The organism is Kitasatospora sp. NPDC058162, from assembly GCF_042884005.1.
Taxonomy (GTDB): domain Bacteria; phylum Actinomycetota; class Actinomycetes; order Streptomycetales; family Streptomycetaceae; genus Kitasatospora.
Genome location: NZ_JBHVUS010000011.1, coordinates 146,389 through 158,458 on the forward strand (window position 1 = coordinate 146,389; position 12,070 = coordinate 158,458).

A 12,070-nucleotide genomic window follows, 5' to 3' on the forward strand; every position below is an offset into this window, starting at 1 on the left:
GCCCGGCGACCGTACGGGTCCGCGCGCAGCGCCCGTCACGGACACGGAGGGTGGCGACCGGCCGCTGCTGCGAGCCGGTCGCCACCCTCCGCTGTTCCTCCTGCGCCGGACCACCGTCCGGCCGTACCCGAAAACCTCAGGGCCCCAAAGCCTCAGACCCTCCGACCCTCAGGGCCTCAGAGCGCGCTCTCCCCGCGCATCCACTGCCCGAGCGTCCGACGCGGGTACCTGACCACCACGTCGCCGGCCCGGAGCCGCCCGGTCACGTTCACCCGCAGCTCGACCGGCACGTTCCCGTCGGACTTGGGCACCCGGATCTTGAGGTCGCCCCCGCCGACGTTGAGTTCGTGGGTCGCCACCACGATGCCCGGCCGGACCACGATGACCAGGTCGCCGCCGATGCTCAGGTAGACGTCCAGGTCGAGGGTGTCGTGGGTGATCACCGCCTGGGTGAAGTCGAGCTTGACGTCGCCGCCGTGCATCCGCAGTTCCAGCCGGCGCGGCACCTCCCAGGGGCCCATCCGCCGGAGGGTGCCGAAGCGCTGGTTGATCTCCACCAGGTCCTTGCCCCCTCCCCCTCGGCGGCCGACCTCGGCGCGGGAGGCGGGGGTGGGCACGGGAAGCGGGGCGACCGGCAAGTCGCGGGTCAGCCTGGCCAGTTCGCCGAACGTACGGGCGTTCAGCGCCGCCGTGAGGCGCTCGTCGAGCTCCTCGGCCGTGAGCCGGCCGTCCGCGGCGGCGTCGCGGAGGATCTCGACGACCTCGTCCCGGTCGGCGTGCGAAGCCCTGATGCCCCCCGCGGGCACCTCCCCGACGCTGTGACTGTCCGACGACCTGTCTTCCGTCATGTCACCAGCCTGATCTTCCTCTGGGAGATTCACGTCCAAACGGTACATGACAGTGCGTCGGCCCCCCAGCGCAAGCCGGAGATCCGACGCTGTTCAACTGGCGGGCCCTTCACGTCCGGACCGGGCGCGAAGCGCCACCCGGTCCGCCGGCGCCCGCGAACTCACCTGACGGCACAGTGCAGTTGAACGACGCGACGCGGGGCAGTGGCCCCGGCTACCGTCTGCCGCAAGGACCGTCGTCCGCAACCCGCCATCGAAGCTTAGGAAGTGAACGGGGCCATGGGAACACCGCTGCTGGGTCTGGTCATGGGATCCTTCACCTCCGCCACGGTCGGCGCGGCGGCGCGCCTGGGCATCGCCGACGCCCTCGCGAACGGCCCGGCCACGCCCGAGGAGCTGGCCGAGGCGGTCGGGGCGGACCGCACCGCGCTCGTCTCCCTCATGACGGCCCTCACGGCGCTGGAGGTCTTCACCAAGGACGAGGACGGCCGCTACGCCAACTCGGCACAGTCCGAGCAGCTCCGGACCGACCACCCGGAGTCGATCCGCCACCTGACCGCGCTGCTCTGCGGCCTGTACGGCCAGGCCGCCGCCGGCGGGCTCACCGAGGCCGTCCGGACCGGCACCTCGGTCATGCCCCACGTGTTCGGCGTCCCGCTCTACGAGTACCTGGACAAGGACTCCGAGACCGCCCGGATCTTCGACCTCGCCATGCAGGACTGGGCCCGTCCGATCGGAACGGTGCTGGCCGAGCACGTCCCGTTCGAGGACGTCCGCACCGTCATCGACGTCGGCGGCGGCAACGGCACCCTCCTGAAGACCATCCTCAAGGCCCACCCGCACCTCCGGGGCGTCTGCGTCGACCGCCCGGACACCTGCCGGCGGGCCGAGGCCGACCTGCGCGCCTCCGGCGACCAGGACCTCGTCGAGCGGCTCAGCTTCCAGCCCGCCGACATCCTCGCCGAGGTCCCCGCGGGCGGCGACCTCTACATCCTCAAGAACGTCCTCCACGACTGGAGTTCGGAGAGCGGCGTACGGATCCTGAGCAACATCCGCCGCGCGATGGCCGCCGACGCCACCCCCGACGCCGTCCCGACCCTCCTGGTCATCGACCCCCTCGCCGAGCACGACTCCGGCGCCGCCTTCCGCAACGTCATCAAGATGGTCGTCGGCGAGCCCGACACCCGCGAGCGCACCGAGGCCGACATGCGCCGCGAGGCCGCCGCCGCCGGCCTCCAGGTCCTCTCCATCACCCCCTGCCCCGCCGACCTCAGCGTCACCTCCTGCACCCTCGCCCCCACCCCCTGACCACCTACCCCCGCCCCCGACCCCGGACGCGCCGCAGCCCCCCCGCCGTCGGGGTCAACCCCAGCCCCACCACCCACGGCCACCCACACCAGAACCCCGCCGAGCCCACCCGCCGAACCAGCCAGCCCATCGAGCCCCCAACCTGCAACCAACGCACCCGGCACGGCCAGCCCGCAACCTCCCCGCCGCCCCAGTCACCGAACACCTCGCCGCCCTTCGACCGCGCGACGCTGGACTTCCGCCTTGCCGACGCCTTCCACGTCGCAGCTCTCGGGGCCCAAGCCGTTGGAGTAGCCCGGTCCGGACGGGGCCGTTCCGGGGCTCTGTCGGCCACGCAAGCTGCCTCCGTCACCCATTCCCCGCTCCGCCATGCGTTGGTGGAGGCTCAGGTGTTCGGCACGAGCTCAGACTCTCCGCTGTAGGTTTAGCCCTGTCATCAGCGCGGCCCGCCGGGCTTCCCTCCAGGGACATGCCCCCACCCGCACGAGTCACTTCGTGCTGCCTGGGAGCATGTCTTGCTGTTCCGCGACTCCGCCTCCGCGGTCGCCGCCGAGAGCCTGGCCGGATCACTGTTCGTGCGCCTCATCGACCAGTTCGTCCACAAGCACGGCCACAAGCCGAGCCCGTCCGAGGTGCGGTCCTGGGAGCGGAGCATCCCGATTCTGACCACCGCGCTGCTGGACGCCGGGCTCGGCATGGTGGAGGTACTCCTCGAGTACTCTCTGCCGCTCAACAGCAAGCGAGCTGACGTCATACTCGCCGGCGTCCACCCGGGCACGGGCGAGCCGTCGTACGTGGTGGTCGAGCTCAAGCAGTGGAGCAGCGCGCTTCCGGAGGACGGCGAGCCGCTGCTCTGCCGGGTCGACGCCTACACGCGGCCGGTGCTGAACCCCATCGAGCAGGTCCGCGGCTACTGCGACTACCTGATCTCCTTCAACGGCGCGCTCGCCGCCCATCCCGAGCGGCTGTCCGGGGTGGCCTTCCTTCACAACGCGACGGAGTTCGGCGTCCAGGGCCTCTACGAGGTGCCGCAGGACGAACGCGGCCGGCTCTTCACCGCCGAGCGCCGCGGAGAGTTCGTCCAGTACCTCCGCTCGAAGCTGAAGCCGGTCTCCGGCGCCGAGGCGGCGGACCAGTTGCTCGCGGGCAAGGTAACCCCGTCCAAGCAGTTGATGGCGGTCGCCGCCGAAGAGGTCCGCGAGCGCGAGCAGTTCGTCCTGCTGGACGAGCAGCGGGTCGCCTACGAGCTGGTGCTGCGCGCGGTGCGCCAGGCGCAGCAGTCCGACCACAAGGAGGTCGTCGTCATCACGGGCGGCCCCGGCACCGGGAAGAGCGTCATCGCGCTGTCCCTCCTGGGTGATCTGTACCGTCGTGGCGTCACGGCCCTGCACGCGACCGGGTCCAGCTCGTTCACCACGACCATGCGCCGGATGGCCGGGGCGCGGAAGAAGCAGGTGCAGGAGCTGTTCAAGTACTTCAACAGCTTCATGACCGCCGAACGCAACGGCCTGGACGTGCTGATCTGCGATGAGGCCCACCGGATCCGGGAGACGTCGGCGAACCGCTACACCCGGGCCGCGCAGCGCACCGGCAAGCCCCAGATCGAGGAGCTGATCGACGCCGCCCGGGTGCCCGTGTTCCTGCTGGACGAGCACCAGGTCGTCCGGCCGGGCGAGATGGGCACGGTGGCCCAGATCAGGGCGGCCGCCGCCGTGAAGGGCCTGGACTGCCAGGTGGTCGAGCTGGACAGCCAGTTCCGCTGCGGCGGCAGCGACGCCTACCTGCACTGGGTGGTACGCCTGCTGGACCTCGAGCCCGGCGGACCGGTCGGCTGGGAGCCCGACGGCAAGGTCGCCCTGGAAGTCGTGGACAGCCCCGAGGAGCTGGAGGGCTTCCTCGACGCCCGGCGCGCGGAGGGATACGGCGCCCGCATGTCGGCCGGATACTGCTGGAAGTGGACGACGAAGGTCGCCCCAGGAGACCCGCTCCCCCTCGACGTACACATCGGTGACTGGGCCCGGCCGTGGAACGTCTACGGCGACCGCTCGATCGCCGGCGCCCCTCCGGCCGCACTATGGGCCACCGACCCAGCGGGCTTCGGCCAGGTCGGCTGCGTGTACACCGCCCAGGGCTTCGAGTACGACTGGAGCGGCGTCATCCTCGGGCCGGACCTCGTCTGGCGGACCGACCGCTGGATCACCGACCGAACAGCGTCCAAGGACCCCGTCTTCCGCAAGTCCACCTCCGATGCCGACATCGACCGCCTGATCCGCAACACCTACAAGGTGCTGCTGACACGCGGAATGATCGGAACGGTCGTCTACTCGACGGACCCGGAGACACGCGCCAAACTGCGGAACCTGGTGGCCGGCCAACAGGTGGAGCAGATCGAGGTGGTGCACGGCCGTCGCGGCTGATCGGCACTCACCGCGCCGGGCCGACGGGCTCCCGGGGTTCGCCTCGGAAGACCTGTTCGCCGTGCCACCGCCAGTGCGCAGGCCTGCGACCAGTGGAGTGGCTGCCTGCGGGCCGATGACCGGCCATCCGGCCAACGCCGGCGTGGCGCTTGCTCCCTGGCCGACGGTGTGATCCGCCTTGAGTGGGAATCCGCGGAACTCCACCGCGAGGACAGGTCATTGATCTCGCACTGCCATGAGCCCCTACCCATCCCACGGCAGCGCTGACGCGACAGCTCCGCGCGCCGACGGTGAGCCCTTTGCTTCTGCCCCTGCGTGGCATGGCGACGGACCGGCGTGCGCCCTGCCAGGTTCCGCTCGCTGATCCCCGACGCCAACGCGTCCACGCGGTAACATCATTGCGCTGCGCACCTTCCCGGAGGGTACGAGGCCTAGGTTCCATGCGCCCTCAACAGGCGGCGATTGACGGATGGTTGTGCCCGTCAGGTGGTCAACATCTGACGTGAGCGTGGTTGCCCGGTAGGGTGCCCCCTGCCATTCCGACATCACTACCTGGGGATGGCCGCATGACCTCGATCGAGTACAAGCCTGCGCGTCGTGGACGGATCCGCAAGATCCTCACCGACGTCGTCGTCGGAGTCGCCTCCAACATGCTGGTGGCGGCGCTGACCTCGGTGGCGCACCTGCTCTTCTGACGCAGGTCAGTGGCGGGCCCGGCGAGCCCGCCACTTCCACCTTTCCACACCTTCCGTCAGAACAACCGAAGGTCGTTCTTGGGCTTCTTCCGCCCCCGCTTCGGACGGGCGTGATGCCATGGCAAGCTCTCCCGAGTCGGCCGCAATCCGTGGATCTCGGTCTCCCCGACAAGGCCCTTGAGGTAGGCCCTGGTCTCCTCGTCCGTGGAATAGAGCACCGTCGCCCGGCTGGCCCGGGTCATCAGCACGTGGTAGGCGTGCCGAATCAGGCGGGCGAACTCCTCGTCACCGACACTGCTCGCACTGACCTTCGGATCAAGCGATCCTGGAACTCTCACCCGTCTTACACCTTGCGCCGACTTCTCCGTCTCCTTGCCTCGGCGGAACACCCACTGGTCGTCCCGGCGCACCATGTCATCGCCCATGATCACTCCGCACCAGTCCCACTCGAGGCCCTGTGCGGTGTACACACAGCCGATCTGGCCGATGCCGTTCTTGTGCATCGCCCACCTGACACCGGGAGGGACGCCGTCCGCGCAGAAGCTGTCGCTCTTCGCGTTCCACGGCTCGTGCCAGTCACCGATCCTGACATCCCGCTCCAGTCGCTTCTCCCGGCCCAGAGGCTCGGTCCAAGGCCAGCAGTAGCCGGCCACCATGCGCGCGGATGCCCCGGCGCTCTCCTCGCCGAGGATGATGTCCCTGAGCGCGTCCGGCGTGTCTACCACCTCGACATGCATCAAGCCGTCCGGTGTCCAGTGCTCAGGTTCGTCATCCGACATACCGAGCAGCGCGTGCACCCAGCGGACGTACGCGTCACTGCCACCGCATCGGAACTGCTCGCGGAGGCCGTACCGCACCACCTTGGCTCCGCGCCGATCAGCCGCCTGCTGGATCAGGTCGACCGTGCCGACCTCCTTCGGACGAACGATCTGGCCTTCGTCGAGGAAGAACACCGTCAGCCGGGACGCATCGAGGAGTTCGTCCACCTGCGGCCGAGATCCCTGCTTCTCCGGCGGCCAGAACCGGTTCTCGGAGCGATCACGGAGTCGGTGTGCCTCATCGCAGATCAGCAGATCGAGCAGCGGGTCGGGCGTCGTGACGTAGTCGAAGAAGTAGGTGAAGGTCTCCTTGAACTCCCGGTCACCGACACCGACGTGCTCCTGCATCGCCGCGTTGAAGGCCCTGCTCCCGCTGGCGTAGTTGACGTTCCGGCCGGCGGCCTCCAACTCCGCCTTGATCTGCAGGCCGATAGCGCTCTTGCCGGTGCCTGCGCCACCGGTCACCAGGAAAACCATTCGTCGCTCGTCCGGAACCAGCGCGGGCTGCTTCGAGGAGGGCAGTACCTTGGCAGCCGTCTCCAGGATCTGATCAGCCACCTCCTTCTGCCGCCCCCGCAGGGTGAAGACCGTGTCCGTGCCCCGGGACCACATCATCGCGTCGAGCAGCGGTGCATTGCGCACGCCGATGCCCTGCAGTAGCAGCTCGGCCTCGGTACCGCCGCCGTCGGCGGCAAAGTGTCTCTGCAAGTCGGTCAGCAAACGGCGGCGACGATCACCGGTGTACACCTGCGCATAGACGCCCGTCGGTGCGTCCACGTCGATCAGCGGACGGACAGAGTCCTCAGTGGCGTTGTGCAGGTAGGCAAAGCCGCCGCACTCGATGTCGACCGTGCCGAAGGGGCCCCGGCTGCCGGTGAACGCATCGTAGTACTCGCGCAGTTGCAGCGCAGGGTGCTTCTTGGGCTTCGCCAGGCCCGCCACGTAGATCTGGTCCGCAATGACCCGCTCGACCCTGGTCACGGTCGACCAACGCTTCAGCTCCACCAGCTGGACGGACGGCCGATTCTCGCGCGGGTGGCGGCCCACCAGGACGACGTCCACGAGCCTGGGACTGCTCCCCTTGATGTCCTCGTCAGCAGTCGCGGCGCACTCGACGACCATCTGAACATTTCCACGATCAGCGGCGACCAAATCGTTCGCCAGACAGATCAGACTCTCCGCCCACGCGAACCGCTCCGTCTCCGAAGCCTCGTGCTCCCGGAACTTTCGCCACCGTTCGGCAAGGTGCGGCACCATCCGGCGACGCGAGTTCAGAGTGAGCAGATCCTGCGCCGACAACTTCAGCAGGAGCATGGGCACGAAGGGACTCCCCCAGACCAGACCACGAGTGATTCGTGCGGGTTGGGGGCATGTCCTCAGCGGGAAGCCTGTCGGGCCGCAAACAGTACCGCCGATCCTACGTGGAGAAGCGGCCGTCAGTACACAATGCTCAGCGGCGGTACGTGCATCAAGAGATCATCCTCATCCCGGGCGAAGGCCCAGCCGCGCAAAAGCCCTCAAGGCGGAGGTGAATAGCGCGTGGTCCCAGATCGCCCCCGACTGATGAACTGACCAGCGCCTCCAAGGAGCTGAACCAGTCGATACCCTCGGCCCCGGCCAGCAGCCAAGGGCGCCCTGCCCTTACCGATAGCGTCATCCGCCCTGGCGAGGGGCACTGCGCGAGAGTGCACTCGTGACACCATCGTCGGTCGAGCCAGCACTCTGGCAGAGCCCGACGAGGTCCGCAGCATGATGATCGACTGTGCTGCTGCGACTGGCCTACCTGGCCATGACGAACGCGTTCGCGATACTTCGGCTACTGCCGATGAGCGACCGCGAGACAGACGTGGCGATCCTGGCCCTCCGCCATCAGATCACCGTGCTGGAACGGCAGCTGAACGGACAGCGGGTCCGCTTCGCACCAAGCGACCGGGCATTCCTGGCCGCACTGCTGCAGAGTCCGCCGACGCAGGTGCTGCGTCGGATGCGGTTACTGGTGCGGCCGGACACCGTGCTGCGCTGGCACCGCGACCTCGTAGCCCGCCGCCACGCCGCCCAATCCCGGCCGAAGCACCCAGGCCGACGGCGCACCATGCGCTCCATCCGCGCCCTGGGTGGCACAGGCAGCGAAGAATCTCGTCATGGACCTCGAAGACGCCGGCTACCGAGCCCGCTGCATGATCCGGGACCGGGACGGGAAGGTCCCCGAACTGTTCGACGTCGTCCTCGCCGACACGGGGATCCAGGTCGTCCTCAGCGGCATCCGGGTCCCCCGTATGAACCATCATGGAGAGATGGGTACAAACCAGCCGCCGAGAACTACTGGACCGCACCCTGATCTGGAACGAGCGGCACCTACTCCACGCCCTGCGGGAGTTCGAGAAGTTCTACAACAAGCACAGGCCGCAGCAGGACATCGCGAACGCCCGCCCCCTCCGTGCCCTTCCCCAGCCGATCGACAATCCGAAACACATCGCCCGCCTGAACATACGCCGCACCGACCGACTCGGCGGCCTCCTCCACGAGTACCAACATGCAGCCCGAGCAGGGTGGATGAGGTTTTCGGCAAGCGCAGGGCCGAAGACGAACTCGACGACCCCCGCGCCCTGGCACTGCCGGGCTGGGAGACACTGGACAAGCTCGCCACCGGCCTGGTCCAGCGCTCGCACGGGGATTTCGGCGGCTGGGGCGACATGGTGCGCTTCGCGCCGTGCACGGCGGCCCGCATCGAAGAGGTCTCGGGCGTACGCCGCACGGACTTCGATCGGAAGCGCTGGACGTGGGACCTGTGCCGGCAGACCACAACCGCGCCCGGTGGCCTGGTGGACAAGGGGACCAAGGGCAAGCGGCGCCGGACGGTGCCGCTGATCCCGGAGATCCGCGAACTGGTGGCCTGGCGCTTGGACGTGATCGACCAAGACCCGATGGCGCGGCTGTTCACCGGCCCGCGAGGCGAGCGGATCACCACCGCGGCCCTGCGGGACGCGACGCACTGGGACGCGGTGGTGGTCGCGCTCGGCTACGAGCACCTGCGGCGGCACGACCTCCGGCGCACAGGGCTGACGTGGATGGCCGACGCCGGGGTGCCGCTGCACGTCCTGCGCAAGATCGCCGGGCACGGATCGCTGGCCACCACGCAGCGGTACCCGCACCCCGACCGGCCCTCGATCGAGCTGGCCGGCGAGGCGCTGGGCGCACACCTGAGCAGGCCCCGTGAGGCCCCTGGTCCCGAAGTGGTCCGCCGGAGTCCCCCGGCCGCCACCTGCGACTCGTGCGCCAACCCTGCCTCGGAAACAGCAAAAGCCCCGCCGGCCTGGACCTTCGTCCAGTCAGCGGGGCTCCGACATCACTGTCGGGACGACAGGATTTGAACCTGCGACCCCTTGACCCCCAGTGGTCGAAAGGATGTCCGACTTGTGTTCATCAGTCCGAATCCCGCAGGTCAGGGCCTACCTCGTCGGCCATGCATGACGCCTGATGACACCTCATGACGCTCGGTCCGTGAGAGGCGCGTGAGAGGCGGCGAGCGAGGGCGAGTTCAAGAATGGCGTTCCTCACGCCCCTATGGTGGCGCCGACCAGCGACTCCGTTGCTCATTCCGGAGGCGTAGGTCAGGTCACGAGTCGGCAGGCGAGCCAAGACGGGCCGCTCGTCCTGGTTCTGGGTTGGTAGGTCTGCTGCTGGGTCCAGTGGGCGTCGAACTGGATGACCTTGATCGTGCTGGCGGAGAAGGCATGCCGAAGGCTGACCCTGGGAAGACCGCTGGCCTGCTGGTACGTCAAGCAGGCCGGCCTGGACAATTCCACCCTTGCCGGAACCGCCCGGCGAGGCGGACTACAGCTTTGTCAACCATGGCTGCAATCACCGCCCCGCTGTCCGAGCCCGGGGCGAGAGCACGGCCTGGTGGGGCCACTCGGCGGACCCGTCGGCGACTGCGGGCTTCGCAGCAGGCGGCAGGAGCCGCCACGGGAACGGACTGCCCGAGCGGTGCCGGTTTGGGCTGCGATTCATCCTTTTCGAATGACCTGGGACCAGTACTCGTGGCGCTACTGGAAAAATTTCCGAGGACTGTTCCACCCGCCCGCACCGGGTCCATCGCGACATGGTTCTTGAATCGGCACGAAGAAGCACGTTTGAGGACGATCCACATACCGGGAAATCTGCTTACCGACCTTTCCGGAGCAGGTGAATCCGGTAGGCAGGGGCGGGATCGGGCCGAAAATGGCCGGAAACGACTTGTTCGGCCTGAACCGATCTCGTCCACTCCAGACAGTTCTGCCACAAACCGACCATATCTGATTGACCATTTAGGCCGAATCTCGATGCATGTCGGGATGCGGGAATCCGCAAATGCATTGCTCCAACTCCTGAGCCGCTGGCATATTTCACGCGGCCCGGCTATCGGTTCGTTCAGCACCTTCCGCCCAGGAGGAGGAGAGACCTGTATGCGCACCGCGAAGTTCGTCAAGGCGGCCCGTGTGGCTGTCCTGGCGCTCGCCATCGTCCCGATCGTCCTCGCCGGTGAGGCCCGCGCCGATGTCTCAGTGTCCGACAACTGTGCTAAGACCGGTTCGGACTGCCAGACGGATACGAACGTGATGTTCATCTACTTCAACTCGAACACCAGTGATGGGCAAAACTACAGCTCCTACGCCAAGTTTTTCGGCAACGTCCCGGACTACGCGGGGGAGCCCGGGTACCGCTACGTGTTCTCCGGTGGCAACGGGAGCGGGAGCGGGGCGAGCGTGAAGAACAACGCCGCCGCCGCCAAGTCCTGCCCGAGCACGGCGAACTACCGCGTCTACTACTACTCCAACTACGGCGGCCACTCACAGCTGATCCCAGGGAGCTGGGGCTGCAACGTCGGGACCAACCTGGACTCGCAGCTGAAGAACAACAACGCGTCTCAGCACTGGGGCTGACCGGCCCCGTGCAAAGGCCGACTCCGCCTGGTGCCGGTCCGACCCGGCACCAGGCGGAGTACGTACCCACCCGAGGAAGGGAAGCAGTGATCAGTGCCCGGCTCCGCCCGCGTTCCCGTCAGTACCTCCGGACCGCCACGACCATCCTGGTCGCCAGCTGCACCCTCCTAGGAACCGCTGCCTGCTCGGAGTCGTCCCAGCCCGGGCACGGGTCCCGGGCCGGAGGCGGCGCGGTCACAGGGTCACCGCCGACGACGCCGCAGTCCGGGCTCGCCGCAGGACTCTCGCTCCCACTCTCCGCCTACATGGAGACCTACGAGGAGAACCGGGCCATCGAGCGGGCCGTGGACAAACTGACGCACGACTGCATGGCACGGTTCGGCCTCACCTACAACGCGCCCGAGCGCACTCTCAACCTGGCGAGCATCTGGGACAACACCAACATGGCCCGCCGGTACGGGCTCACCGACCGGGCCCAGGCGGAGAAGTACGGCTACGACCTCGCGGACGAGGGCTGGAGCCCGCCCCCCGTTACGCGGATGCCGCCGGAGGAACTTGTCGTGCTCACCGGACACAGCGCACCGGCACCGGACTCTCCCGAGGTGTCATCGGCCCGGAACGGCGCGACCGTTCCCCGCGGCGGCTGCATGGGGGAGAGCCTGGACCAGGTCGGCGGGAAGCTCGACACCTCTGTGCCGGACAGGCTGGACGTCGAGAGCTTCGAAACCGCCAAGGCCGACGACCGGGTGCAGCAGGCCATCCGGCGGTGGTCCGCGTGCATGGCGGAGAAGGGGTATCAGGCCGCCGATCCGATGGAGGCCTTCAAGCTGACGCGTCGGACCGGATCCGGCCCGAACAAGGGGGAGATCGCGGTCGCGACCACGGACGTCGACTGCAAGGAGCGGACTGGCCTGGTCATGGTCTGGTTCGACGTCGAGAGCGAAATCCAGCGAAATCAGATCACGCAGAATCAACCCGCCCTGATTCAGACTCGCGCGCGGATCACGGCGTCCGTGAAGTCCGCTATCGCCGCCATCACCTGACGGGACAGCACATAGGCCG

Annotated in this window: 8 protein-coding genes and 1 pseudogene; 7 read left to right on the forward strand and 2 right to left on the reverse strand. The window is 68.2% G+C overall.

What is annotated here, in order from left to right:
* Nucleotides 1-176 precede the first annotated feature (176 nt).
* Nucleotides 177-848: a DUF1707 domain-containing protein gene (locus ACFVXG_RS22070; RefSeq protein WP_387929899.1), complete on the reverse strand. Its 672-nt coding sequence runs from the start codon at nucleotides 846-848 to the stop codon at nucleotides 177-179.
* Nucleotides 849-1,127: 279 nt separating this feature from the next.
* Here ACFVXG_RS22070 and ACFVXG_RS22075 point away from each other — a divergent pair, with 279 nt between their 5' ends.
* The 3 genes from ACFVXG_RS22075 (at nucleotide 1,128) to ACFVXG_RS22085 (ending at nucleotide 5,268) form a co-directional block, all read left to right on the forward strand.
* Nucleotides 1,128-2,156, forward strand: coding sequence for a methyltransferase (locus ACFVXG_RS22075; RefSeq protein ID WP_387929901.1), 1,029 nt, complete (start codon nucleotides 1,128-1,130; stop codon nucleotides 2,154-2,156).
* Nucleotides 2,157-2,671: 515 nt separating this feature from the next.
* Nucleotides 2,672-4,573, forward strand: a complete 1,902-nt coding sequence (locus ACFVXG_RS22080; RefSeq protein ID WP_387929903.1) for a DNA/RNA helicase domain-containing protein — start codon at nucleotides 2,672-2,674, stop codon at nucleotides 4,571-4,573.
* A gap of 566 nt (nucleotides 4,574-5,139) precedes the next feature.
* On the forward strand, nucleotides 5,140-5,268 hold the full coding sequence (locus ACFVXG_RS22085; RefSeq protein WP_387929905.1) for a DUF6408 family protein: 129 nt from the start codon (nucleotides 5,140-5,142) through the stop codon (nucleotides 5,266-5,268).
* A gap of 56 nt (nucleotides 5,269-5,324) precedes the next feature.
* On the opposite strand, the gene ACFVXG_RS22090 is transcribed toward ACFVXG_RS22085, so the two are convergent.
* Complete coding sequence (locus tag ACFVXG_RS22090; protein WP_387930008.1) at nucleotides 5,325-7,400, reverse strand: DUF2075 domain-containing protein; 2,076 nt, start codon at nucleotides 7,398-7,400, stop codon at nucleotides 5,325-5,327.
* Nucleotides 7,401-7,848: 448 nt separating this feature from the next.
* On the opposite strand from ACFVXG_RS22090, the pseudogene ACFVXG_RS22095 reads away from it, so the two are divergent.
* The 4 genes and pseudogenes from ACFVXG_RS22095 to ACFVXG_RS22110 all read left to right on the forward strand — a co-directional run.
* Nucleotides 7,849-8,627, forward strand: a pseudogene (locus ACFVXG_RS22095) (integrase core domain-containing protein); the annotation flags it as partial.
* A gap of 8 nt (nucleotides 8,628-8,635) precedes the next feature.
* On the forward strand, nucleotides 8,636-9,457 hold the full coding sequence (locus tag ACFVXG_RS22100) for a tyrosine-type recombinase/integrase (RefSeq protein ID WP_387929907.1): 822 nt from the start codon (nucleotides 8,636-8,638) through the stop codon (nucleotides 9,455-9,457).
* A 1,074-nt stretch (nucleotides 9,458-10,531) separates the two neighbouring features.
* Nucleotides 10,532-11,008, forward strand: coding sequence for a hypothetical protein (locus tag ACFVXG_RS22105; protein ID WP_387929909.1), 477 nt, complete (start codon nucleotides 10,532-10,534; stop codon nucleotides 11,006-11,008).
* 305 nt (nucleotides 11,009-11,313) lie between these two features.
* Nucleotides 11,314-12,051, forward strand: coding sequence for a hypothetical protein (locus ACFVXG_RS22110; RefSeq protein ID WP_387929910.1), 738 nt, complete (start codon nucleotides 11,314-11,316; stop codon nucleotides 12,049-12,051).
* Nucleotides 12,052-12,070: the final 19 nt, after the last annotated feature.